The organism is Alicyclobacillus fructus, assembly GCF_017329605.1.
Lineage (GTDB): Bacteria > Bacillota > Bacilli > Alicyclobacillales > Alicyclobacillaceae > Alicyclobacillus > Alicyclobacillus fructus.
The window spans coordinates 1-24990 of record NZ_JAFMTY010000017.1 but is presented as its reverse complement, the minus strand read 5'-3'; the positions used below and the strand labels follow the sequence as shown (position 1 = coordinate 24990).

Genomic DNA, 24990 nt, shown 5'->3' with positions numbered 1-24990 from the left:
CCTCCCCATGGCCAGCGCGCCAGTGCGGGCGTGTGGCACAGATGATGGATCACGATGCAGCGGGAAGCGTTCGACCGCGTTCTACCCGATTCGACTTTCGTTGCTGGAATTCGCCGCAGCCGAGGAATCTCCTGCCACACCATGGACCAGGTCCTCCCGATTTCCGCAAACCATGTTGCCGCGCCGAACTCGCCCCATACAAGCGCCCGCGCCGATACTACTTTGTGGATTCCTTCCCCAAAACGTCGACCGGCAAGGTGCTGCGCCGCGAACTGAGGCAGATGGCCGCACAGGCGTGAGGAAGGTTCACCGCACCATCGCCCGCCGATCCCTGTTCAAGCGTCCCGCGCACAAAGGGGCGCCCCTCCGGCGCCCCAGCCGTGACTCGTTCAGGCGGACGCGCCCACGCCTACCCGCGCGCGCCGCAAAAGCAGGCTGTTCGACACCACGCTCACCGAACTCAGGGCCATCGCGGCCCCCGCGATGATGGGGCTCAACACCCCGAGCGCGGCGAGCGGAATCCCGAGCACGTTGTACACGAGTGCCCAGAACAGGTTCTGCCGGATCTTCCGCATCGTCGCCCTGGCCAGGCGCAGGGCCTCGATCACGGCCAGCACCTCGCCGCGCATGAGCGCAATGTCCGCCACTTCCAGCGCCACATCGGCGCCCGTGCCCATCGCCATGCCCACGCCCGCCGCGGCGAGCGCCGGCGCGTCGTTGATCCCGTCGCCAACCATCGCCACCACGCGCCCGGCCTTCCGCAGCGCTTCCACCTTCGCCGCCTTGTCCCCCGGCAACACCTCGGCCATCACGTGTTCAATCCCGAGGCGCGCCGCCACCGCCTGCGCCGTCTCTTCCGCGTCGCCCGTCAGCATCCACACGTCCACGCCCATCGCCCGGAGCGCATCCACCGCCGCGCGCGCATCCGGCTTCACCTCGTCGGCCAGGGCCATCGCACCAAGCAGCTTTTCTTCCCGCGCCACCAGCACCACCGTGTGGCCGGGACCGGCGAGCTTCCGGTGCACCTCTTCCGGCAGGCCCGGCGCGGCAGAGGACACAAAGCTCGGGCTTCCCACGCGCACGCGCGCCCCTTCCACGACGCCCTCGATTCCGCGGCCAGGCACGGCGATCACGTCCGCGGCAGCCGGGATCGCCACACCGCGCGCCTTTGCCGCCTCCATCACGGCGCGGCCGATCGGGTGCTCGCTCTGCACCTCGATGGCCGCCGCCAGCGCCAGCACGTCCGCCTCATCCGCGCCCTCCGCCGCCCAGATGCTCGTCACAGCCGGTCTGCCCAGCGTCAGCGTCCCCGTCTTGTCGAACACGACGGTGTCCACCCGGTGCGCCCTCTCCAGGTGCTCCCCGCCCTTCACGAGGATGCCGCGCTCCGCGCCGAGCCCCGTCCCCACCATGATGGCCGTCGGCGTCGCGAGACCGAGCGAACACGGACACGCAATCACCAGCACCGCAATGGCCGCAAACAGCCCATGCGACGCGTGCCCGAGCGCGCTCCAGACGACGAACGTGACCAGCGCCGCCGCGAGCACGGCCGGGACAAACACCCCGGAGATGCGATCCGCCAGCCGCTGCACCGGCGCCTTCGATCCCTGCGCGCGCTCCACCAGGCGGATGACCTGCGCCAGGGCCGTGTCCCGCCCCACCTTCGTGACCCGCATCACGAACGCACGCGCCTGGTTCACGGACGCGCCCACCACCTCGTCGCCCGGGTGCTTCGGCACAGGCAGCGGTTCGCCCGTCAAAAACGACTCGTCCACGTGGGTCGATCCGTCCACCACCACGCCGTCCGCTGGCACCCGCTCACCCGGCCGGACGCGGACGAGATCGCCCACCGAGAGCGCCTCGACCGGCACGTCCACCTCGCCGCCGTCCCGCAGCACGTGCGCCACCTTGGCGCCGAGCTTCGCCAGCGACGCGATGGCCGCGCTCGATCTCGCCTTCGCCCGCTCCTCCAAGAGCTTGCCCATGTAGATCAGCGTCACGACCGTCGCCGAGGTGTCGAAGTACGCCTCGCGACTGCCTTTGAGCGTCAGGATGGCGCTGTACGCGTATGCGACCGTCGTGCCGAGCGCCACGAGCACGTCCATGTTGGCCGCGCCCCCGCGCAGCGCGTGGTACGCCCCTTTGTAGAAACGCCACCCGACGTAGAACTGGACGGGCGTCGCGAACAGCCAGGCGGCCCAACCTGGAAGAAACGGGCGCCCGCCCGCCAGCATGACAAACATCTGGGCGACAAGTGGCGCGGTGAGGAGGGCGGAGAGGAGAAACGTGGCGACATGGCGCCGGTACGCCCTCCGCTTGCGGATCTCTTCCTCCTCGTCCACCTCGTCTCGCACCGGCTCCGCGCCATACCCCGCCTTCTCGACCTGGCGGACGATGTCGCCCACGTCGATCACGCCCGGCTCATACACGACGCGCGCCCTTTCGGACGCCAGGTTCACCGTCACCTCGCGGACGGCGTCGAGCCGCCCCACCACCTTCTCGATCCGCGCCGCGCACGCGGCACATGTCATCCCGGTGATGCGCAGATCCACCTCACGGGTTTCCGCCATGCGCCTCACCTCCCTGCCCTGTTGCCGTCCGGTATCGAACCACAGCCTTCCTTTCGGCATTAGAATACCCCTATGGGGTATGTATCGTCAAGGCGAAGGGCGATCCCGCCCGCCGGTTCGGGCGCTGCGCGAAGCCGTTTGTGCGGGCGGGGCGGTTGCGCCGCTGATAAACAAGCGTTAACTTTAGGATCGGCCCATTGCGCGGGCCGACACGTCGCACGCAGGAGATCCGAATCATGCGCTCGCACCGTTTCGCCGCATCGTTGCCCAGAGAGACCTACGCGTTTCTCGTCGCGCGCCTCTTCAACGCGATGGGGAGCGCTTTCATCTGGCCGTTGACCACCATCTACGTGCACAATGTGCTCCACGGCAACTACGCCACGGCGGGTTGGGTGCTGTTCGGCCAGTCGCTTGCGGGAGCCGTTGGGCAATTCGCCGGCGGCGCCGCCTACCATCGGCTCGGGCCCACGCGGCTCATCGTCGGATCGCTCGTTTTGACCGCGCTGGCCCAGTGGAGCCTCATGTTCGCGCGCTCGTTTCCGCCCTACGCGGCGGCCATCGCGGCCAACAGCTTTCTCATCTCGGCCACGCAGCCCGCGCTCAACGCCTTCGTGGGCAACCGGTGGAAGTCGGTGAGCCTGCGGCTGTTCAACACCATGTACGTCATGAACAACATCGGCATCGCCATCGGCACGGCGCTCGCCGGCGTGATCGCCTCCGTCTCGTTTTTGCTCACCTTTTTCCTGAACGGGCTGCTCACGCTGTGTTTTGCGGCGTTCATGTGGCGGTTTCTGCGCAAGCTCGGTCCGGAAGCGGAAGATCCAGCGGTGGACGCCATGCCTCAGGTGAACGTGTCCGTACGACAGCTCTTGCGAAACTATCGCGTCTATGCGCTGCTCAGTGCAGGCACGCTGGCCGTAAATGTCGCGCTCGCCGCCTGGAACTCGGGCGTGGCCCCCTATCTCAACCAGACGGGCCACAAGCCGGACGCGTACAGCGTGCTCTGGACCATCAACGGCATCCTGATTCTCGTCGGCCAGCCCATCACCGCCTGGCTCAAGCGCCGCGTGGCGCAATCCCTCACCGCCCAACTCATCGCGAGCAGCATGCTGTACGCCGTCGCGTTTGCGGGCATGTCCATGGCATACCGCGAATATGCGGCGCTCGTCGCGGGCATGGTGGTGGCGACGTTCGGGGAAATGCTCATCGCCCCGACGGTGCCGGAGATGGTGACCCGCATGACAGGACCGCAGGCCGCGTTTTACCTCGGGCTCGTCGGAGCCATCGGCAACGTGGGCAGCCTGGTGGGGCCGGTGCTGTTTGGCCATCTGTTCGATCTCGCCGGCATCTCCCCCATCCTCTGGGTGGCGACAGGCTCCTGCGCCGCCGGCGCCGCAGCCTTTGCCGGACATGCGCGGCTGGCGAGGCAAGGCTCAGGCGCTCGCGAGTCCTCAAGGCGCGCGCCCCATCCGGCGGCGGGGGAAAACCGGCCGTTTTCCAAGTGACTTGAGGCCCCACCCCTCTTCCGATCCCGTCTCCTTCACGCCCGCTCCAGACGCACGCGCGTTCCTCGCCCTCCTGGCTCGGCCGGCTCGACCATCAGCCGCCGGTGCACGCGCTCGCGAAGCTCCGGCACGTGGCTGATGAGCCCAATGGCCATGCGCTCGTGGCGAAGCCGCTCGAGCGAAGACATCACCACGTCGAGCAGGTCGGGATCGAGCGTGCCAAACCCCTCGTCGAGGAAGAAGAACTCGAGCGGATGCTGGCCGCGCAGCTGGATGTGCGCCGAAAGCGCCAGCGCGAGCGAGAGGGAGGTCACAAACGTCTCGCCGCCCGACAGCGTCTCCACCGGGCGCTCCACGCCGCCCAGGTGATCGTCGCGGATCAGGAAGTCGCCCGTCGGCGTCAGCACCAGGCGGTAGCGCCCGTGCGTGAGCGACGCCAGCCGATCCGACGCCTGCCGCGCCACCTCGGCCATCTCCTCCCGGCCCACGAACTGGACAAAGGCGTTGCCCCGGAGGACGTCGTTCAGCGCCTTCAGCCTGCGCGCCGCCTCGCGGGCGTGATCGAGCTTGGCGCTCACCTCGGCGAACCGGGCGCGCCGCGCCTCGAGGTCCTGCAACTGCTGCGTGCACGCCCCGACGCGCTGCTGCGCCTCGCCGTGGGCCGCCTCCGCCGCCTGCCACCGCCTGCGCGCGGCCTCAAGCTCCGCCTCATCCAAGCGCCTGCCCGAGAGCTGCGCGGCGAGATCGGCCAAGCGCCGCTCCACCGCCTGCACCGCTTCGCGGTAGCGGGCGATCTCGTCCTCGTGTGCGGCCGCCTCCCGCTCGTCGAGCAGCGCGTCCCGCACGTCGCCCGGCGTCGCGAAGTCCGAGTCGGCCATCGCGGCCTGAAGCGCGGCGAGCGCGCGCCCTTCGGTCCGCTTTGCCTCGTGAAGCGCCGCATCCGCCTGCGCGGCTTCCGCCCTCGCCCGGTCCCGCCGGGCCTCAGCCTCCTGGCGCACGCCGACCGCTTCCGCCAGCGCGCGGCGCACAGCTTCGAGCGCCGCGTCCACCTCCGCGCGCGCCTCGGCCACCGGCCTGCCGCCCGTCATCTCGTCGAGCCGCGCCTTCTCGGCGTCCGCTTCCGCGCGAAGCTGCGCCACCCGAATCTCCGCGTCGTGCATCTGCCGCTCCACCTGCTGTTTCGCGCGCTCCGCCTCCTGCAGGCGCGCGTCCGCCTGGGCAAGCTCCGCCGCGAGCAGCCTGCGCCGATCCTCCGCCTCCGCCGCCAGCCGATCGTCTTCCTCCAGGCGGCGGAGCGCATCCTGCACCGCCTGTGCGAGCGCCGGAAGCTCAAGCCCCTCGCCCAGCGACACCGCCGCGGCGGCCCGGCGCAGCGCCTCGGCCGCCTCCCGCGCCGTTTCCTCGGCCGCACTCGCGCTCGCGCGCTGCCGATCCCACTCGGCCCTCGCCGCCTTCAGGCGCTCCTCTGCGGCCGTGAACGCCGCGCTCGCGCGCTGCAGCCGTTCGGCGAGCGCCGCCGACTGATCCGCGAGCTCCCTGGCGCGCGCTTCCCATCTCGCCCAAGCCGTTTCGCCGGCCGCGATCTCGTCCGCCGCCCGCCGCACATACGGCTGCCAGTCCGCCGCGGTGCGCGGCCCATCCTCGCCCGCCGCCCCGGGCGCCTCCAGCCAGAGCTCCGCGATGGCCGACCATCGGCGGGCGCGTTCGTCTTCAGCGCGGCCCGCCTCAAGCGCAGCCGCTTCCGCCCTCGCCAGCGCCCCCTGGTACGCCTGCTCCGCGGCCCGCAGCAGGGCTTCCGCCTCGCGCCACGCGGCCTCCGCGTCGGCCAGGGCGAGATCGTCCGCATCCGTCCACGGCTCGCCCGCGTCCGCATCGCTCGACGCAGGGCGAGGATGGTGCGCGGAGCCGCAGACCGGACACGGCTCGCCTTCCACGAGCCCGCGGGCGAGCGCCGCGATCAGCGCGCGCTCCCGCGCCGCCCATCGCCTGTCTCGCTCCGCCCGCAGCCGCTCAAACGCCTCCCGGGCCTCCGCTTCCGCCGCGGCGCGCGCATGGCGCGTCCGCTCCGTCTCAAGCCGCGCGCGCTCCGCCGAATCCCTGCGCCGCTTCGCTTCCGCGGTGTCCTGCTCGGCCTTCTCAAGTTCGTGCAGGCGCTCCTCCGCGCGCAGCCGCCAAGCCTGCAGGCGCGCGAGCGACTCGCGCGACACCGCGGGCAGGGCGCCGTCGTGCTCCGCCTTCGCCCGCTCCAGCGACTGTACCTCAGCTTGAAGCCCCGACATGGCCGACGCCGCGCCGCGGTGGGCTTGCTCGGCGGCCTCCACCTCAGCCCGGCGGGCCTCGAGAAGTTCGGCCTCCCGATGGTGCGCGAGCTCCGCGGTCCGCCACGCGTCGCGGGCTTGGCGGAGGCGGTCCAGGGCGGATCGCGTCTCGGGCGGCACGCGGTGCGCCTGAAAGGCGTCCTCGGCCTCCTGCAGGCCGCGCCGCAGCGCCTGCGCCTGTTCGTCCAACTTCGCACACTCGGCCCGGGCAACTTCAAGCTGCGACGCGATGGTTTGAAGCTCCGCGGCGGCGTCCTGAAGCGCCCGCGCCTTTTCGCGCCACGCGCGCTCCAACGTTTCCGCCTCGTGCAGGCGTGCCTGTTGCGCGAGCAGCGCAGGCTCCTCGGCTTCGCGCCGAGCCGCGGCCTCTCGCTCCCGGCGCGCCGCCTCTTCGGCCAGCGCCTCCGCCTCGCGGAGGGCCGATGTCGCAGCCGCGGCGCGCGCCTCGGCCCGCCGGATGGAGTCCTTTGCCTCTTCCCAGCTCGCGACGAGCGGCATCAAGGCCTCCGACCGGCGGTGGCGCGCAAGCCGCTCCTCCACGCGCGCCATCTCCTCCGCCCTCTCACGGAGCCTATCCGCTTCAGCCTCCGCCCGCCTGCGCTCGGCATCCAGTTCGGCCACGCGCTCGAGTTGGCGCAGGTGCGCCTCCGCCTCGCGCCGCTCAGATTCCGCCGCCTGAAGCGCCGCCGCGGCCTCCGCCAGCTCCGATTGCGCCCGCTCCAGCGCCTCGTCCGACGCGTCGCCCACCTCGGCGAGCGCCGCCTCGAGCTGCGCCACCTGCTGCTGCGCCTCGTTGGATCGCTGCGACACCTTCTCGTACAGCTTCCGGCCGTAGCGCTCGAGGCCAAACAGGCGCTCGAGCATCTTGGCCCGCTCCGATCCTGACAACTTGAGAAACTCGGCGAACTGCCCCTGCGGCAGGACCACCGCGCGGGTGAAGTCGTCGTCCTTGAGCCCGAGAATCCCCTCGATGGCGGCGTTCACCTCCGTCGCGCCCTCCGCCACCATGACGAGCCCGGGGGAATCGCCGTCCGGATTTTCGATCTCGAGCAGCCGGCACGGGCCCGCCGTGACCGAGAACGCGGTCTTCCCCCGCCTGAAGGCGCGCTCCACGCGATACCGCCTGCGCCGCGATCCCGCCCCAATCTCGAACTCCAACACGATCTCCATCTGCTTTTCGAGCGGATGCACGGTCCCCTGCTTGCCGTGATCGGCCCGCGGGGAGGTCCCGAACAGCGCGAGCGTGATGGCGTCGAGCAAGGTCGACTTGCCGCTGCCCGTCGGCCCGAAGATGCCGAAGAGGCCATGTTCGGTCAGCGCCTGAAAGTCGATCTCCTGCCGCTCCCGATAGCTCCGCAGTCCCTGAATGACGAGCCGCACGGGCCTCATGCGCCCACCCCCTCGCCTGCGTCGGCGGATTCGGCCGTGAGGTCTTGGTCCTCGGCCTCCACGTCCCGCACGAGCTCGAGAAACAGTTGTACCATCGCGTCGTCCGGCGGCACGCCGACCTTTTCTTCAAAGAAGCGGCGAAAGAGCGTTTCGGGCGAGATCGATCTCGCCATCTGCACGTCGGCCGGATGGAGGCCCTGCTCCGCGGGCAGGACGGGCCGAATGTGCACGAGGTGCGGGCGCGCCTCGCGCAGCTCCTGGATGTCGCGCAGCGCCATCTCCGTGTCGACGGGCACCTCGAGATCGATCCACGCGTCGGCGTCCCGGCCCTGCTCGAGCCAGGCGTGGACCTCCGCGAGGCTCGACGCCCGCCAGCGCACCAGCGGGCGCCCGCACGAGAGCGGGATCTCCCGCCAGCGCGCCCGCTCGCCCGGCGCGAGTTCCACGAGCGTCACCGACTTTTGCTGCCCGGCCTCCGAGAAGCTGTACGCGATGGGCGATCCGGCATAGCGGATAGGCACGCCGCCAGGGCCCTCCATCTCCTGCGGGCGATGCAGGTGGCCGAGGGCCACGTACTGGGCGCTCGCGGGAAACGCGGACGGATCGACCGCGTATGCGCCGCCCACTTGGATCTGAATCTCGGCGTCCGTTTCGAGGCCGCCCGCGACGTAGACATGGCTCACGAGCAGGTTGACGGTGTCGGGCCGAAAGTGGCGGGCGAGATCGGCGAACCAGGCCGAGAGGCGATGGCTGTAGCTACGCCGCATCTCGTCGTCCTCGAGCGAAGCGGACAGGACCTCGCCGAGCCGCGACTCGGAAGGATACGGCACCGCGGCGATGCGCGCCCTGTGCGGGCACGACGGGACGGCGAGCTCCACGGCGCCCACGCCGCCCCATGGCCGCCAAACGCGATCTCGCCGCGCCGCCGTCGGCCGGATTTCGTCCTTCGGCAGGCCGGCGAGGACAATGCCGAGATCGTCCGCCAGCCAGCGTGGCGCGCGAATGCGGTCGGCGTGATCGTGATTGCCGGCGATGATCACGACGCCGCGCCGCCCGCCCGCGGCCAGCCTGTGCAGCGCCTGGTAGAACATCTCCTCCGCCTCGGCGCTCGGATTGACGGTTTGGTAGACGTCCCCCGCCATGAGGACGAGATCAACCGATTCGGCATCGCAGATGGCGGCGAGCTCGTCGATGAACGCCCACTGCTCGGGGGCGCGATCTCGCCCTTCGAGCGTCTTGCCGAAGTGCCAGTCGGCCGTGTGCAGGATGCGCATGGGGAACCCTTCTTTCTCGAGAAGTCAAAGGGATGCACGTGTGCGGGTACGTCTCGGTGGTTGCCGACGATCATGCGAACACATGATCTATTCGCCATCGATTCGGGAAGTCCTTTGACGCCCAGGATGAGATCGGCCACGCGGATTTGCGCGGCCTCGGGATGGGGCACCGAGGTCCTGCATCCGAAACGGCGATGCGGTCGGCGCCGGGATGCTCCCGTGCCGCGGCGCGAGATGGCGACGGCCGCTACGCAGTGCCAAGCCTGCCCTGACTTTTGATGAAATTTCAATCTATCTGTTCTATGTTCAAGGCGATCACGACCATTGGACAGGTTCACCAACAAGAGGGGGCGATTGTGTGCGGAAAACGCGCATCATGACGGGTTTGGCGGGCGCGCTTGCGTTCGGTCTCGTCGCTTCGGTCGCTGGACCCACGGCACTGGCGGCGGGCCGCGGGGTGTCGACTCATGCAGGAGCGAAATTGAAACACACGCCAGTCCGCGCCATTACGCTTCAGACCGTGGAAGCCAACGCGACGATTGTGAACACGCTCTACCAAAAGTACGAGTCGCTGCTCCCGAGCAGCAGCGGAAGTTCGACGCTTCCGAGCGCCATCACGACCCTCATTTCTCAGCTGCAAGCGGACACCTCGGCGTTGCAGAACGCGACGAGCACAAGCCAGGCGCAGCAGACCCTGCAGCAGATCGAACAGGCCATTCGAAGCGCGGAGGCTCAATTGCGCAGCGAGAATTCGCTGTCGGCGCTGGAGCAACAGATCTCCACGGACTACACAAACTTCACCAACGATCTCAACCAAGTGGAGAATGCTTCGAATCCAGCGGCCGCCACGCTCCGACAGCTGTGGAACCTCGAGAACACGCTGGAATCCAAATTGCGCCAGGCGATTCTCGAACTCAGCGCTTCCAGCGCAACAGCTACGTCGACGACCTCGAACACCACGTCCACGACCACGAATGCAACGTCCCAATCCAACTCCACAGCGTCGTAATAGGAAACCGGGGCCGCCGTCCGTTGCGGTCCCGGTTTTTCTGTCCGCTTGCGCTATTCAAATCGCAGCGCATCAATGGGCTTGAGGCGAGCGGCCTTGCGCGCTGGGTACACCCCGAAAATGAGACCGACCGCTATCGAAAACCCGAGAGATGCGGCGGCCGCAGCCGGGGAGAACAGATTGCCGTCGCCCGTGATCTTCGACATGATGGCCGTCCCGATGCCCGCGAGGATGAGTCCCGCCACGCCCCCCGCCACGCTCAACAGCGTCGCCTCGGTGATGAATTGCGCCGAAATCACCCGGCGCGTCGCGCCAATCGCCTTGCGAATGCCAATCTCCCGCGTCCGCTCCGTGACCGACACCAGCATGATGTTCATAATGCCGATCCCTCCGACGAGCAGCGAGATAGCCGAGATGCCGTCCAAAAGCAACGTCAGGATGCGGGAGACGCCGCTGAGGGCGTTCAGGATGGTCGCCTGATTCACAATCTGAAAGTCGTCCGACTGAGAAGGCGCCAAGCCGTGCATCGCTCGGAGGGTCGACTCGATCTCCAACTGCGCGCGATCCATGACGTCGGGCGATTTTGCGGCAACGAGAATCTCGTTGACCGTGTTCCCGCCGCTAAACAGGTTCATCGCCGTCGTGTACGGGATCGCGATGGCGTCATCCTGGTTCGCAAAGCCGCTGGCGCCTTGGCTTGCAGCCACGCCGACCACGGTGAAGGGGATACCCCCAATCTCAATGGTCTGACCGATCGGATCCGCTGCGACCCCGCTGAAGAGCGTCTGATACGCTTGGCTGCCGAGCACTGCGACGTTGGCCGCGTCCTGTACCTCGGAGGGAAGGAAGTACCGCCCCATTGCCAGGGTCACGTTTCGAATCGCAGGATAATCGGCACCCGTACCCTCAATCGATGTGTTCAGGTTGTTGCCGCCATAGACCACCTGCTCGTTGGCCGTCACCATCGGTGAAACGTACTCCACATCCGGATCCTGTTGCGCAATCGCGTTCGCATCCGCGACCGTCAGCGTTGACACGGCCCCGAAGCCTCGACTGACGCCACCGACCGTCAAGGCCCCAGGCATCACGGTCAGGATATTGGAGCCGAGACTTTCCACCTGTTTTGTCACGCTCGCCTTTGCGCCCAGCCCAATGGCGGAGCTCAAAATGACGGCGATCACGCCGATGATGATGCCGAGCATGGTGAGAAACGATCGCATCTTGTTGGCCCGGATGCTGCGCCATGCTACGCGAAAAATCTCCAGGAACATCAGCGGTCCCCCTCATACGCGCACGCGGTGTCCGACTCCACTCGCCCGTCGCGAAAGTGAACGATCCGTTGCGCATGGCGTCCGACCTCGGCATCGTGCGTGACCAGAATAATGGTGTTGCCTCGGCCTGATCTTTCGAAATGTTCATCTCCACCTGCTGAATGGCGTTTTGGTCCTGATTCACTTTCTCTTGATCTTGCGTCACCGTGTTCTCCGCACTCTGAACTGCTTGATAGGTGTCGTTCAGCGTGTTGTATAATTGCTGGGCATTCTGCATCGGAGTGGTATACGGATTCGTTCCCGCGTACCCGGCCTGTGCCCAGCTGTTGTAGAAGCTCAACTCCTGCTGATACTGCGCGTAAGCCTGCTCAACCTGCTGCTGAGTGATGTTGGGATTCTCCTGCTCGACAACCTGAAGATTGTTTTCGTCCCTTTGCAATTGCTGCTCGTCTTCACTGAGTTGTTGCTCATCCGCTCGCAGCGTCTGCTCGTCGGACTGAAGCGCTTGCTGCGCGAGCGTCTGAGAATCGGCGGCGGATTGCTCATCACCTTGCAACTGTTCCTGGGCGTTCTTGATGGCGGCTTGATCCGCCGCAATCTGCTGCTCGTCCAATTGCACCGCATCGGATGCAGAGTTCAGCTGTTGTTTGGCCTCCACGAGATTAAGTTCGGCACTCTGCACGGCCTGCTCCTGCGATGAGCGTCGTTGTACGCCTGGAGCGCCAATTGGTACGCCTGTTTTGCCTGCCCCACGGCTGTTTCATCGTCGGCAATGGCGTTCTTATCGAGCGCGATGGTTTGCGGAGTTGCACCCGATTCGTCCTGTTGTAACTTCGCCTCTGCGGACATCAGCGAAGCCTTCACTTCGGTCACGCCTGCCTCCGCCTGTTCCAATGTGACCTGCTGCGTGGCGTCATCCAGTTTCGCAAGCACTTGCCCTGCTCGAACCTTCTCCCCCACCTTGACGTAGATGGCGCTTACAGGCGCATTCGAGTGCAGGAAATTCAGACTGTACGTCGAAGGCGACGCCACAGTCCCCGTTGTACTGATGGTCTAGGTGATGTTTCGATAACCCACGGTGTACTCGGCACTGGCGTAGACGGTTTGCCCGCCTCGGAAGGCCGTCAGCCCCACGGGTATGCCGACACCGAGCGCGATCACGACCGCCGCGCCCGCCCAGATCCACCTGCGCCCTCTCGTTCTCTTCCGCACCCCGTTTGAACGTCCGGGCTCCGGCACAATCCCCATTCTCCATCTCTGCTCATTCTTCGGCTAACACATCCAAGAGAGCCATTGCGATGACTCTCGAAACATAATGTAGTGAGGCTGGATTGAATGAGAATTGAAATTTTATCGAGCTACGAGGACCCAAAATGGGTATGAAAAATGACTTGAGTCGGATCGGATCACGCACATGCGAAATGCGGCCCCGCACGAACATCCGCAGGGCCGCCGAAATCGCGGTCTATTCAATTTGTCCCGATACCGGTCCAGATGTGCGAAGATGAACGACAAGTGTTTCTTGTAAAGCTCTTAACGCCCTTTCCAACGACCTGTAATCCGAGTTGTCTCGTGTGCACCGCTGGATGATGAGCGACAGCACTTGCTCTACCCGCGTCAGCTCCATCTGTCCTTGTTCGGTAAGCGCTACATGCACAACTCGCCGATCATTCCGGTCTTCGGTCCTCTGAATCCATCCTCGCTTCTCCATCCGAGATAACATAATCGTCACGGCGCTTGGCGACACACCGAGATGATCCGCGAGATCCATCGTCCGAGTGGCGATCTTCCTTCGGACCAAGTCCATGAGCACATACTGTCCCGGCGTGAGCGAACGAACCGGTTGAAGGAACGCGGAATGCACCAGCAGATACGTGGTCACCGCCAGCGTACGCGCCAGCGGTTCTTCACGCATCTCCCCCGGCTTCGCAGCGCCCCCCTCTATCAGCTCAGTTTTCATCTTCTTGCCCACTTCGTCCAACAAGGAACGCACCCTCGCCGAGAACAATCTTGTCACCCGACTCGAGATTTCCGGACACGACATCCTGGTACCCGTTCACCGGCGTATACGAAACCGGAACAAACTCCACGTACGGCGGCAATCCGCTGCTTTGAGCCGATGAGCGTTTGGCATGAGGATTATACACAAAGACGCCCTCTTGGCCGTTCCACGACTGAATCGCAATGCTAGGAATCACAAATTGGGATTTCAGCTCTCCGAGATTCACGGTCACCTGACCTGTCATGCCGTTCTTGAGATTCGCCGGCGGCTGATTGACAATGGCCTCCACTTCGTAACTGTCTCCATTATTTTGGATGGGCGTTGGGTCAACCCGAAAGATGGTCGCGTGAAGGGTAGACGAAATCCCCGGAACCGTCATGGAGACCTGTTGACCGGCGTGGACTTCGCTCAGCTGATCCACAGAAACCGGGAAGACCACTTCATAGACCTGCGTATCGATGACGAACGCGGTTTGCCCAGGTTGAACGGTGTTCCCGACTTCAATGTTTTTCGCGGCGATCACGCCACTCACCGGCGCACGAAGCGTCATGTAGCTCTCATTGAGCTCGGCTTGTTGCAACTGAGCCTGAGCCGCTTGTTCTTGCGCCGTAGCGGCTTGCAACTGGGCCTGCGCCGCGTCTTGAGATCCGAGCGCTTCTTGCAGGCCACCTTGAGCCGACTGCAACCCTGCAATCTGCGCTTGAAGTTTTGAATTGGCCGCTTGAACACCTGCCTGGGCGTTCTGGACACCTGCATTGGCCGTCTGGATGCCTGCCTGGGCCGACTGCAGCGATCCCTTGTCCGGTGGTTGAACCACTTCTTGATATTGCGCTTTGGCCGTCGCCAGGTTGGCCTTGGCCGCGTTCAATTGTGCAAGCGCCTGGTCCACGGCCGTTTGTTGGGCCGTCCTATCGTTGTACGCCTGCTCGGCCGCCTGTAGCGCGCTCTCCGCAGCATCGTATTGAGCTTGAGCGTTCGAAACCGCCGTTTGCGCCGTTTTCAGCTGTGACTGCGCCTGAGCTAGTTGAGCCTGCGCCGCGTTGTAGGCCTGTTTTGCATTTTGCAACTCCTGATAGCCCTGCTCCAATCCTTCATAAATGGCTTCATAGCTCTGAACCTCTTGTGCGTACGGGTTGTTTGCTGTACCGAACTGTTGTTGATACGAGTTGTAATGCGACAAGGCGTCTTGATAGTTTTGATAGGCTTGCTGCACCTGCTGCTCCGTGATGGAGCCGTCCTTCTGTTCTGCGTTGTTGAGCTGTGTCTGAGCGATCTGCAGGTTTTGCTCAGCGGTTTGCACAGCCTGTTGAGCAGCGGCTATGTTCGACTGTTGATTGGCCTGTGCCGTCTCCAACGCAACCTTGGCTTGATTGTACGCGTTTTGAGCCGCGACCAGCTGCTGATAGGCTTGTGTACGGTCATTGTAAGCCGCGAGCGCGTCCTCATACGCCTTTTGGGCACTTTCCACCGCGACCTCAGCCGCTTGGACGTTTTGCTCCGCCACAGCCTTTTGCGCCGCCGTGGGGCCTTCGGTCACTTTGGTGAGCCCAGCCTTGGCTTGATTCAGTTGCCCTTCTGCTTCGTTGACGCCCGCTTGGGCCTGCTTGATGCCGACTTGCGCCGCATTTACGCCTGCCTTGGCTTGACCCACATTCCCCTGGGCGGAGAGCAGGCTTCCGCCTGCCTCCACGATCGCAGCCTTGGCTTCCGCCACCGCAGCCACCGCTTGCTCGTAAGTCGCCTTCGCCTGGTCAATGGCGAGCCGCGTACTCGAGTCGTCCAGCTGCGCAAGGACCTGCCCGGCCTTCACATGCTGGCCCACCTGTACGTCGACTTGGGACACACGCCCGCCGGGACCTTGAAAGCTCGCCTGAACTTGCGTTTTGCTCTCAATGGTCCCCTGCGTCACGAGGGTCGATGAAGCGCTCGCCGTTCGCAACGTATAGAGATCATTCTCAGGCAGCAGTGTCGCTGCCTCGGAAGAACGCGTGCTGAGAATGCCAATGGTCGTGCCAAGAACGACGACCACTGCGGCTGCCACACCCGCCACAACTTTTCCATTTGGACGCCTTCCACTGGGGATTTCCTCATGAATTGGCGGCTGAGTGCTCATGAAAGAAAACCTCCTTTACGATTCAAGGATTCACTTCAATCCATCACGGCGGAGACCCCTGAATGGGAAGGTCGCCGCTGCGCCGACTTCCCAAATGGGTAGATGAACATCACCGCAATCCACGCGGCGATGGCGAGCAATGTTGAAACCATGAATGTATCGTTCATGCCAAGTACGAAGGCGTTGGCTTGAAGGTTTTGCGCAACTTGCATCACTGCGTGGGCATGAGCCTCGGCTGGCGACATCCCCTGCGCCAAATAGTGCGCCGAGGCTTGAGATAATTCCATCGCCCGCGGACTGCCAGGGTCGTATTGCGACGCGAGTTCCGCTTCGCGAACCGTTTCGCGCTTCGTCATGTACACGGTCATGATGGCGGTGCCGAGCCCCGACGCGACATTCCGAATGGTATTCGTAAGCGCTGCCGCCTGTCCGGCAAACATGGGATTTTTGGCGACCACCGCGGTCGTCCCTGCTGTCATAATGGGCATCATGGCAATTCCCATCGCAACACTGCGGACAATGTAAAGAAACTGAATGTGCGCTCCTGTAGATTCAGGTGTTAAGAATGTGAATGCGTAGGTGGAAATCACCAAAACCCCAATTCCCAAAAGCCCAAGCGGCCGAGCACCAAGCTTGTCAAACAGGCGCCCACTGATGGGCATCACAAGCGCACTCGCCAACGCCCCCGGCGTCACAAACAGTCCGGTTCGAAGCGCACTGTACCCGCGGATATTTTGCAGGTAGAGCGGCATAAGAAAGATGCCGACGAAGAGCGCCACGCTCAGGATGGAAACGACGATCAGGCTCATTGAATAGGTGTACGTCGTTAGCAATCGCAGCTGCAAAAGTGGATTTTTTGTTCTCAGCTCTGTGATCACAAAGAAAAGTATCGCGATGGTGCCAATCGCCAAGGCCACACGCACTTGCGTTGAACCCCATCCGTGATCCGGCACATTGTTAAATCCGTAGAGCAAGCTGAAAAAGCCTATCGTTGAGAACGTCAATCCCCAAACGTCAAGCTTGAAACTTGACGAGGTAGGCAGCTCATCCATGTATGGAACTGCTAAAATCAGCGCGAGAATGCCAATCGGAACGTTGACAAAGAAAATCCATCTCCACGAGGAGTATTCAACAAAGTATCCGCTCAGCAACGGACCGAACGCAGGAGCACCCATGATGGTAATTCCGAACACACCCATGATGGAGCCGATTCGTTGCGGCGGAAAGGTGCGATAAATGACCGTCTGTGCAACGGGCTGAAGTAATCCGCCCCCCACACCTTGGATGATACGGAAGAAAATCATGGAAGGGAGGTTCCACGCCACACCACAGAGTGCTGAGCCCAACGTAAAGACGGCAATCGAGAACAGGAATAACCGCTTCGGCCCCAGTGTATCAATGAGCCATCCTGAGGTCGGTACAATCACGCCCGTGACGAGCATGTAACCCGTGAGGACCCACTGAATATCGCTTGTGTTGGTATTTAACGCGACCTCCATCTTGGGAATCGCAACATTCACGACACTCGTGTCCAACACGGCCATGAATGTGCCCATCAGCACGATGATCAGTTGGAGATAAGGAGATGACCGGTGTTGTGCCTGCGCCGAAGTCACAGCATCCAAGGGCTTCATCTCCCATCACGATTTTTTATCAATATGGACCGTGACGTCCATGCCAGGGACAATCGGCACAACGGGATATGTAGTAAAGTCGATGGTCACCGGGATGACCTGCGTCACCTTCGTGAAATTGGCATTGTCACTGGCAGAAGGAATAGACGACAGAGCACTCGATGTTGAAAGGCCAATCCGAGATACAACGCCTTCGAACGTTTGCCCTGGGTACGCATCGATGTTGATCTTCACCTTTTGTCCCACGTGAACCTGGCGAATGAGGGTTTCTTTCACCTTCGCCGTCACGTAAAGGTTGTGGAGGTCATAGGCATACGCCATTGGCGTGCCTGCCGCCACTTCCTCACCGTCAGCCACGTCGCGTTGCACAATCGAGACGTTCCCCGGCGCTTCAACCGGTACATCGGACATCGCGTTCCCCATCTGCTCTTGAATGTCGCCAATCACCGCTCCCTTGGACAGGGTCGCCCCGACGTATCCCTGCCAATTCACGACCTTTCCGCTGACAGGCGCTTCGATCACGTATTGAAAGCCATCCACATATGCGTCATCAGTGGTCAAGTACTGACTCGCGTTATACCAGTAGACCCCCCCTCCGACCAATGCAGCCAGAAGAACAACTCCAACACCCACCTGAATGGAACGTTTGACAGCCGGCTTCATACGTTCGACTTGTCACCCCTCTTGTGCGGCCTTTGAAGTGAGTTGCCTGGGCTTAATTATTGCGCAGCCCAATTGTTTAGCAATCGTGACACCTGCTCTAGCATACCTCGCCTCTGAAGAACATGTCAACTGAACATACGTAACGGAAACGGGACTAGTTTATGCTACCGCGCTCATTGAGATCGCTTGCTCTACCGTCCATATCCAACTACCTTATACGTTGTCGAGAGCTCACCGTCGAAATCACCTCCACTTTACAACTTGTACATGAATCACCTGTCCGCCGCCTTTGATCTGCGGCCGCCCGATTCGAGCTCCCGGCCCAGAACCGTGTGGCCCAAATGGGCCAGGGGACGGTGTAGTAGAGGAAACCCCACGTCGATCTGGGCTTGTTCACCAGGATCCGACTCAAAGCGCTCCGTGGCCTTGGCAGAGACCACCGGGCGAAGTGGCTTCATGAACTCACGCAGGACGGTGATCCCGCCGGTATAGCCCTGCTCCCGAATCTCTCGCAGAATTCGTTCGGCGTTCAGAACACCGAGTTGCATGCGTTGCTTCACGTAGTCCATGTAGGGCTCCAGCTCGGAACCTCTCTTTCGCTCTCCACGCGACGCTCTTGCGCCCTGCTTCTCCTCCAGCGATGAATTAGTGCGCTGCGAATGATCTTTCCGTCATGGCCGAATCTTCGGGTCAGCACCGAGATACTGGCGCCTGCCTCGTACAGCTGCTTGATCTCCATCCTCTCGTCCTCCCTCATGACGGGCGCCTCCCATGAACGGATGACAGGTGCCACGATTCGACATGGGGGTGGGGAATTCATCCCGATGATTTTGAGGAATGTAGGCCGATGATCTTGGGGAATTCTCATCCGATGCTATTGGGGATTTTACATCCGATGTTGACAGCATCCAGTCCATCCTCGTTTCACGTTCGGTCCTTCCGCGGGTGAGCGCTCACCTGCGTACTATGACCTCTGCTGACTCCTGCTCGTTCAGCGCCGCCTCTCGGCGGCGGTTACCGGCTCTACCGGCGTGCCGAGCAGGCCTCCCCGGGTAAGAACGGTCGCTTTCACCCCATGTACCTGCCCAATTTACTGCTGCATCCCTTGGCTGTATGGGGCTTTGTCTTGTCTAGCAGACTCGCCCGAATGCAGCAGCCTCACCTTGGGTTCGTGGTCCTCAGGTCGGGGCTTTGCCTCCGGCTTCCTTCAGATTCCACCTCACGATGGACACCCTTGCCTTTGGCTAGCGGTTGGTAACAGCCAACCCCCGCAGCGGACTTTCACCGCCTAGCTACCGCCCATGCCGGGCGCACTAAAAAGAGAGAGACCCAGACGATGTCTGAGTCTCCCTCACTCTACACTGCCAACGCACGGTCAGTTGCTCGTCGCACCACTGACAGTAACGGTATCCGTGGTCGGACCAGCATTCTTCTGCGTGATGGTAACCGTGTTGCCGCTCGTAGTTATCGAGTACGAGCCGGTAATGGCCTGGTTTCCAACCAATTGCGCGTACAGGTTAGCCACGACAGTGGACACACTCTCACCCGCAGTGTACGGGACGCTGACCGAACCCGAGCCAACCGAGACTACCAGGGTTCCGTTGCTCGTAATCCCCGATGGCGCGGAGAACGTCAACGTAACCGCCCCCGCCGTAGCCACATTACCCGTAGACGTGTCAGCGGGCACCTCCGTGGCCGTCACATTGGTTGGCGCAGTATAATTATCCGTCACGGTTACGGCCGGAATCGGATTCCCGCTCGGGGTCTTCTCAGTGAAGATGACCTCTGAGCCGTTGGTAGTGACATTGTAGGTCGAGTCATTTGCGAAAGCCTGGGCAATCAACTGCGCAACAGAAGCAGCATTATCCCCAGCAAAGACATTCACCTGCTTATCGTCATTACCAACCGAGACCGTAATTGCCGCAGATGCAGCGGCACTTGTCCCAGTGCTGAATCCGATGCTATAGCCTGCCTTAGAAGCGACAGCTGCCTTGCCGTTCAGAGAACCGGATTGATGATAGTACAACCCAGTTGAGACTGGCGTCGTCGTACCAGTGCCACTACCTGAACCCGTCCAGCCAAGCGCACCAATTTCGATAAAGCCGGACGGCAAGCCACTCGGGCTATTACCGACACCCACGAACAGCGGCACCGTGTTACCGCTCGTGTTCGGATTCGTGAAGAACTCGACCATATTGCTGCTCGTACTCGACGTGGTCGGTACCTGCACGATGTTGTTCGGGTTGGCCGTATCATGGTTAGCGTCAACCTGCGTCGGATAGCTCAAGCCACCTGCTTGCACCGTGAGCTGGACGTTGCCATTTGAGTCGGTGTAGACCTGAATCTCGTTTCCGGTATGCTGCCAGCTGACGACACCCGGAATGCTCACGTCGTAGTTGAGCGCCTTCGGTACCGCACCCAGCGGAATCGGCGTAGGCTCGGTCACATAGCTGGGGTTCTCGGAGCTACCCATGTTCAAGGACTCTTGCAGGGCAACCCCGTTTACCTGAGTGATCCAGAACGGATCATTCGGGCTTTCGTCGGTATCAATGGTGGCCGCCGCATTAGGTACCGGGTTCCCATTGACATCTTGCACCTGGAAGCTGATCTGCTGCTTCTGACCGCCCACCACAGTCGCGATACCAGGCGAGAAGTTGGCAACTTGAGCAGGCGCATACGCATTGAACGTGATGGTCGCTGTAGACTTCACATTACCGGACTGCACCGTCAAAGTGGTCGTGCCCGGATTGGCGTTGGTCACACCCACGCTGAAGTCGCAGATGTCTCCAGTCGTGTTAAGCGCAGGAATGGTTTGGCCATTTGCCGTGAAGTGACCCGCACCGTCATACTGCAGTGTCACCGCACCCGCCGGGCTCGCCAATTGCGTGCCGTTGATCTCATAAATCACGCCGCCGTTATCGACGCTGAGCGTGTATGTGAGCGCCGTGTTGTTAAGCGCACCGCCGGCGTGGTGCCCAGCAGAGTTTTGCGGCTCCACATAGACAGTCGCAATGTTCTCGTCATGCACATACTGCGACGTATACGGAGGCCCACTGTTTGCCACCGCCGTCAAGCCGCTCAGCGAGGTGTCGCTGTTCGCTTGGACGTAGCTGTCAAACGAACCGATCGACAGATACGCCAACGTGGTGGACTGAGCGAAGCTCAGCGTGTTTTGGTCGGCGCTCGCGTTGTTCAGCGGTGTGCTGCTCTGGACCTGCCCGTTGGCGACGGGATAGATGAAGAACTGCACCGTCTCCACGCGCGGGTCGGTTAGAGTAAAGCTGAAGTTGCCGTTGCTGTCGGCCGTCACCACTTCGCCATACGCCGAAGTCGCCGGCGCACCCGCGGATACGCTACTGATCAGCGGGAACGTGGTGGTCGTGCTGCCGTTCACGTAGGCAAGGTGTCCGCTATCGCCGCTCGCCGTCACGTTCGGCGAAGTGACAAGGATCTGGCCATTCGGCACCGGATTGCCCGCCGCATCCTGCAACTGACCCGAAACGGTCACTTGGTCACCGATGCTCGGGTTGTTGCTGCTGACATTCAGGTTGGCAATCTTTGCTGGGATGCCAGCCTGCGCAAAGCTGATCCACGTTGCATCTGGTGCGTTTACACCAACCGGCAAATCCGAAACGGAAACCTTGACTTCTTCACCGTAAGAGTCAGACAAATATGCCTGGGCCACGCCGTTGCTGTTGGTCACAACTTGGATCTGTTGTCCCAGAACCTGACCCGACGAGTTCACAAACTCCGCATGGCAAGGATTGTCCGTGCTGCCCGATGTCACCGTCAATGTCACAGCCACGTTCGCCTGCGGCTGACCAGACGAGTTAGGCGGCAATACGACCGTAATCGGCACTGGGGTTCCCATTGCCGCACGGTATGGATTGCTGCTGTCCGAAGCATATGGTGCAAGGCCTGCCTGGTTGTTCACGACAAACTCTACATAGGCAGGCTGCGTGCTCACCGCAGAACTGCTGGAACCTTGGTACGGCGCGGTAGCAACCACTTGGTACGCGTAGGTCTGGCCGGACGGACCGCTGAGCGTAACCTTCGCCACACCATTGCTGTCCGTGTACACCGTGTACTGCTCCGCATTGGTCTGCTTCGTACCGGACACAACTACGCCACTCGCGTTCTTGACGGTCGGCAGGTATCCGGGATAGTTGCCATAGTTGGACACGTTGAACGTGACCGCCGTGTTCGGAATCGGGTTGCCATTCGCGTCGGTCAGTGTCGTGCTCAGCGTCACGCTGCCGCCATTGAGCACCACAGCCGGCGAGCTCACGCTGCCGCTACCGCTCGTAGCACCGGTCACCGAGATTGCGCTCAGGCTCGAACCGGAGGTGTTCTGCGCGGTGGTAATGTTCAGACCCGTCTGCCCGCTGAACGTGCCCTTAATCCCGAGCGCCGTCAGGATGTTGTTCACGTAGTAGATCGGCATGTAGGTCGTGACCGGGCCACCCGCCGGGTCCTTCGCGGCCTGCGTGTTGAACATCTTAATCGCAGTGCCATTCAGGGTCACCGTCGTGTTGCCGGTGCCCACGCCACCCGCGACCTGGACGTTCGCCGCGTTCACGTTGGAATCGGTCAGCGCCCAGGTGTGCGTTGCACCGTTCCAAGTCGACTGGATACCAATCTTGGCGAGCGCCTGGCTGAAGTAGTAGATCGGGAAGAATCCCGTCTTGTTGCCCGAGTCATACCCCACCATCTCATAGGGGTTCGACAGGACCTGGCCATTCACCACAATCGGGAGCTGGCCAGCCGGCGTGAGGCCGCTTGTGGACGTGGCCGCGAACGCCATCGGGCTAATGGCACCCAGGACAATTGCAGCTGAAGCAATGCCACTCAGTGTGCGTTTCAAGTCCCCTTCTCCTCCTTACAACTACTGTAGAATCACTAGCCTGAAGTTCGGTGACGAAGGTCACCCGTGTTTGGCCATTCGTCACTGCCCCCGCAGATCCGGAGATTTTCTTGAGCGAGTCACCGAATCGCGCTGACGTACTTTCCGCGATGGTTTGAACCTCTCGCCGCTTCCGGACTGCAGGAAGACATCCCTCCCTTCAGTGGCTACCTCGACCTATCCCTCCCCTGGCTTTTGCCGCCAGGATTCGACACCACGAGGGCTTTTCTCAGCAATGTAGGCCACTCTAGCAAGCTATGTATCCCAAATATAGCAGCCTCATTGCCGCATTATACGCTTTCTTCCCTTGCAAGTAAAGACCTCGCAAGGAAGCGTGGCGCAGTTTTCGGCATATTCTCGGCAGAGAGGTCGCATTGCCCTCCAGATGCATTCCTCTCCGTCTTACGCCTACATAGTTCGACTGGCCTCGGACGTTTGTGAGGGTGCCAGCCGAGAGAAGCTTTATTTTTCAAAGCTTCATTTCGCCCCTAGTCGTTGTACCCGCGTCCCCCTTCTGTTACAGTGATGTTCGCTGACCGCATCGCAAATTCGGGGGTTTTGGTATGGATACCTTTCAGACGCTCGCCAGGGCGTGGACGGCCGAGATCGTCGAGAAAAGATCCCGCTTCATCGCCACGGCGATTCCTGTTCGCACTGAGGCGGACGCCGTCTCGGCCCTGGCCGGTGTTCGCGCGGAGCACCCGGACGCGCGGCACCACGTGTACGCGTATCGGATGGGCGTCCAGGTGCCGCACGAGCGGTTTTCGGACGACGGCGAACCGAGTGGTACGGCTGGCAGGCCGGTGCTTGAGGTCATCCGCCGAAAGAACCTCACGAACGTGCTCGTCATGGTGACCCGCTACTTCGGCGGGATTTTGCTCGGTGCAAACGGACTTGTCCGCGCTTATACGGAAGCGGCGGCAGCGGTGCTCGAGCAAGCGCCAAGGCTTCTATGCTCACGGATGTGCGAAGTGCGAGTCACATGCGCGTATGAGCACTACGGAAAGCTGACACATCTTCTCGAGAACGCGGGCCTGCGAATCTACGAGAGTGAATTTGCCGACGTCGTCCGGTTTCAGCTCGTCGTGCGGGAAGCCGAGGTGCCGCGGTCCCTCGAACTGCTGTCCGATGCGACGTCGGGTCAAGCGAAGTGCGAAGTGTCTCCTCCTGCGTATGTAGGGCTGACAGATGGCGGCGAGCTGGTCCGCGACGTCTGGCCCAACCAAGATGCGCCCGGTTGACGCGATCAGAAGCGAGGATACGCCACGCCGCGGGCTTGTTGCAGGATCAGGGCGGATCGGGCAGCGAGAATGCGCTCGACGACCTTCGGGCGCGGCATCCGCACGATGAACTCTATTCCATCCGCCATCTGCACGGCCGTCTCTTCGGCGTTGGCCGCTCGCACACCCCGGATGGCGTCGATGCGAAAGAACCCCTGCGCGCCGTCGTTTCGGCCAATCGGCCTACGCACCCGAACTTGAGCATATGCAACGCCCTCTGTCGGAATGACAACTGGTGCGAATAGGCTGCGGTTCAGATCTTCCTCGCATGCCCGGCGGAGATCGCGCTGAGAGATGGCGAAGTGGCGAAGCAAGGCTTCCCGCACCCATTGTGCGCGGTAGGGCAGATAGAACATGTGGCCACCCGATAAGAGGACGAGCGTCCGATTTCCCTGGCAGTACACGGGCACAAACGCGATGACTTGACGCGCGATTTCGCCCATCCGAGGCGCGTCGGCTTGGGTGTAGAGCGGTACGTCTGCGATTGGATGATGGGCTGGCTCGGGAAGGATAAACATTGAACGAAATCCTCCTTCTTGGGTTTGATGCATGGAAACCTTCCTTTCCTTTGTGATTAGAATCTTTGGAGATTCCTGCATCTTCGCTGTTAGGGTATCCTGAGTCTATGAATTCTGTCAATATGGAATTATACGTTTGTGGACTTGGCTTCGTCCCAAAAGGAGCTTCGTCCCAAAAGGGGCGAGCAGGGCTTCGGCCTTCGGCCTGCAGATCTGCTCGCCCCCTTTGGGTACTTCGCTTCAGAGGGGTGGGGATCGGGGTTTATGCGTGGAAGCGAAAGGAAGAACACATCTGCGATTTGAAAACGAATGGGCCGACTGGGTGCAATGGATGGGGAGCGCACGGGCGAGTAGCATGGTGGGCAGCGTGGTGGATGGCGCGGGGAGATGGGGCCAGAAACGACAAAAGGCCAGGCAGATGGGTGCCTGACCTTTGTCCTCTCGCCTGGCAACGACCTACCTTCCCAGGAGGCTTCCCTCCCAGTATTCTCGGCGCTGGAGGTCTTCACGTCCGTGTTCGGGATGGGTACGGGTGTTGCCC

The 24990-nt window shown here is 62.3% G+C and carries 18 protein-coding genes and 1 rRNA gene; 5 read left to right on the top strand and 14 right to left on the bottom strand.

The window, feature by feature from the left end; genetic code table 11:
* The first annotated feature begins 41 nt into the window (after positions 1–41).
* The gene (locus J3481_RS14965) at positions 42–299 is read left to right on the top strand and encodes an AMP-binding enzyme (RefSeq protein ID WP_328702092.1); all 258 of its coding nucleotides are present in this window, start codon (positions 42–44) and stop codon (positions 297–299) included.
* A gap of 90 nt (positions 300–389) precedes the next feature.
* Here J3481_RS14965 and J3481_RS09680 read toward each other — a convergent pair whose 3' ends face one another.
* Positions 390–2570, bottom strand: coding sequence for a heavy metal translocating P-type ATPase (locus J3481_RS09680; RefSeq protein WP_206831835.1), 2181 nt, complete (start codon positions 2568–2570; stop codon positions 390–392).
* Positions 2571–2806: 236 nt separating this feature from the next.
* On the opposite strand from J3481_RS09680, the gene J3481_RS09675 reads away from it, so the two are divergent.
* A complete protein-coding gene (locus J3481_RS09675) occupies positions 2807–4075 on the top strand; it encodes an MFS transporter (RefSeq protein ID WP_206831834.1) in 1269 nt (422 codons plus the stop codon).
* A gap of 35 nt (positions 4076–4110) precedes the next feature.
* Here J3481_RS09675 and J3481_RS09670 read toward each other — a convergent pair whose 3' ends face one another.
* Together J3481_RS09670 and J3481_RS09665 are read right to left on the bottom strand one after the other, a co-directional pair.
* Complete coding sequence (locus J3481_RS09670; RefSeq protein WP_206831833.1) at positions 4111–7782, bottom strand: AAA family ATPase; 3672 nt, start codon at positions 7780–7782, stop codon at positions 4111–4113.
* A complete protein-coding gene (locus tag J3481_RS09665) occupies positions 7779–9056 on the bottom strand; it encodes an exonuclease SbcCD subunit D (RefSeq protein ID WP_206831832.1) in 1278 nt (425 codons plus the stop codon). The genes J3481_RS09670 and J3481_RS09665 overlap by 4 nt, the downstream gene beginning before the upstream one ends.
* Before the next feature lie 358 nt (positions 9057–9414).
* On the opposite strand from J3481_RS09665, the gene J3481_RS09660 reads away from it, so the two are divergent.
* Positions 9415–10065: a hypothetical protein gene (locus J3481_RS09660; RefSeq protein WP_328702091.1), complete on the top strand. Its 651-nt coding sequence runs from the start codon at positions 9415–9417 to the stop codon at positions 10063–10065.
* A 53-nt stretch (positions 10066–10118) separates the two neighbouring features.
* On the opposite strand, the gene J3481_RS09655 is transcribed toward J3481_RS09660, so the two are convergent.
* Positions 10119–11339: an ABC transporter permease gene (locus J3481_RS09655; RefSeq protein ID WP_407929329.1), complete on the bottom strand. Its 1221-nt coding sequence runs from the start codon at positions 11337–11339 to the stop codon at positions 10119–10121.
* A gap of 256 nt (positions 11340–11595) precedes the next feature.
* Here J3481_RS09655 and J3481_RS09650 point away from each other — a divergent pair, with 256 nt between their 5' ends.
* A complete protein-coding gene (locus J3481_RS09650; RefSeq protein ID WP_206831830.1) occupies positions 11596–12036 on the top strand; it encodes a hypothetical protein in 441 nt (146 codons plus the stop codon).
* Here J3481_RS09650 and J3481_RS09645 read toward each other — a convergent pair.
* From J3481_RS09645 to J3481_RS09610, 8 genes are all read right to left on the bottom strand, one after another.
* Positions 11973–12368: an efflux RND transporter periplasmic adaptor subunit gene (locus J3481_RS09645; protein WP_206831829.1), complete on the bottom strand. Its 396-nt coding sequence runs from the start codon at positions 12366–12368 to the stop codon at positions 11973–11975. The two genes, J3481_RS09650 and J3481_RS09645, sit on opposite strands and share 64 nt — an antisense overlap.
* A gap of 21 nt (positions 12369–12389) precedes the next feature.
* Entirely contained in the window at positions 12390–12575 is a 186-nt protein-coding gene (locus J3481_RS09640) for a hypothetical protein (protein WP_206831828.1), read from the bottom strand.
* A gap of 226 nt (positions 12576–12801) precedes the next feature.
* The gene (locus J3481_RS09635) at positions 12802–13308 is read right to left on the bottom strand and encodes a MarR family winged helix-turn-helix transcriptional regulator (RefSeq protein ID WP_328702165.1); all 507 of its coding nucleotides are present in this window, start codon (positions 13306–13308) and stop codon (positions 12802–12804) included.
* Positions 13286–15451 carry an efflux RND transporter periplasmic adaptor subunit gene (locus tag J3481_RS09630; RefSeq protein WP_206831826.1) on the bottom strand — a complete coding sequence of 722 codons (2166 nt, stop codon included), beginning with the start codon at positions 15449–15451 and terminating at the stop codon, positions 13286–13288. The genes J3481_RS09635 and J3481_RS09630 overlap by 23 nt, the downstream gene beginning before the upstream one ends.
* Positions 15452–15486: 35 nt before the next feature.
* Positions 15487–17067, bottom strand: a complete 1581-nt coding sequence (locus J3481_RS09625; protein ID WP_328702094.1) for a DHA2 family efflux MFS transporter permease subunit — start codon at positions 17065–17067, stop codon at positions 15487–15489.
* 24 nt (positions 17068–17091) lie between these two features.
* Positions 17092–17748 (bottom strand): HlyD family secretion protein, encoded by a 657-nt coding sequence (locus tag J3481_RS09620; RefSeq protein WP_206831824.1) that lies wholly within the window; start codon positions 17746–17748, stop codon positions 17092–17094.
* Between the two features lie 272 nt (positions 17749–18020).
* Complete coding sequence (locus J3481_RS14695; protein ID WP_236011506.1) at positions 18021–18317, bottom strand: hypothetical protein; 297 nt, start codon at positions 18315–18317, stop codon at positions 18021–18023.
* Between the two features lie 806 nt (positions 18318–19123).
* Positions 19124–22612 (bottom strand): beta strand repeat-containing protein, encoded by a 3489-nt coding sequence (locus tag J3481_RS09610; protein WP_206831823.1) that lies wholly within the window; start codon positions 22610–22612, stop codon positions 19124–19126.
* A gap of 602 nt (positions 22613–23214) precedes the next feature.
* On the opposite strand from J3481_RS09610, the gene J3481_RS09605 reads away from it, so the two are divergent.
* Positions 23215–23892 carry an IMPACT family protein gene (locus J3481_RS09605; RefSeq protein ID WP_206831822.1) on the top strand — a complete coding sequence of 226 codons (678 nt, stop codon included), beginning with the start codon at positions 23215–23217 and terminating at the stop codon, positions 23890–23892.
* Between the two features lie 5 nt (positions 23893–23897).
* Here the strand turns inward: J3481_RS09605 and J3481_RS09600 are convergent, their stop codons facing one another.
* Both J3481_RS09600 and rrf read right to left on the bottom strand, forming a co-directional pair.
* Positions 23898–24449: a hypothetical protein gene (locus tag J3481_RS09600; RefSeq protein WP_206831821.1), complete on the bottom strand. Its 552-nt coding sequence runs from the start codon at positions 24447–24449 to the stop codon at positions 23898–23900.
* A gap of 443 nt (positions 24450–24892) precedes the next feature.
* A 5S ribosomal RNA gene (gene rrf, locus J3481_RS09595) occupies positions 24893–24990 on the bottom strand; the annotation flags it as partial.

Excerpts from the sequence above, each read along its gene's own strand:
- J3481_RS14965 (WP_328702092.1), top strand. The coding sequence starts at position 42 with ATGATGGATCACGATGCAGCGGGAAGCGTTCGACCGCGTTCTACCCGA.
- J3481_RS09680 (WP_206831835.1), bottom strand. The coding sequence starts at position 2,570 with ATGGCGGAAACCCGTGAGGTGGATCTGCGCATCACCGGGATGACATGT.
- J3481_RS09675 (WP_206831834.1), top strand. The coding sequence starts at position 2,807 with ATGCGCTCGCACCGTTTCGCCGCATCGTTGCCCAGAGAGACCTACGCG.
- J3481_RS09670 (WP_206831833.1), bottom strand. The coding sequence starts at position 7,782 with ATGAGGCCCGTGCGGCTCGTCATTCAGGGACTGCGGAGCTATCGGGAG.
- J3481_RS09665 (WP_206831832.1), bottom strand. The coding sequence starts at position 9,056 with ATGCGCATCCTGCACACGGCCGACTGGCACTTCGGCAAGACGCTCGAA.
- J3481_RS09630 (WP_206831826.1), bottom strand. The coding sequence starts at position 15,451 with ATGAGCACTCAGCCGCCAATTCATGAGGAAATCCCCAGTGGAAGGCGT.
- J3481_RS09620 (WP_206831824.1), bottom strand. The coding sequence starts at position 17,748 with ATGAAGCCGGCTGTCAAACGTTCCATTCAGGTGGGTGTTGGAGTTGTT.
- J3481_RS14695 (WP_236011506.1), bottom strand. The coding sequence starts at position 18,317 with ATGGACTACGTGAAGCAACGCATGCAACTCGGTGTTCTGAACGCCGAA.
- J3481_RS09605 (WP_206831822.1), top strand. The coding sequence starts at position 23,215 with ATGGATACCTTTCAGACGCTCGCCAGGGCGTGGACGGCCGAGATCGTC.
- J3481_RS09600 (WP_206831821.1), bottom strand. The coding sequence starts at position 24,449 with ATGTTTATCCTTCCCGAGCCAGCCCATCATCCAATCGCAGACGTACCG.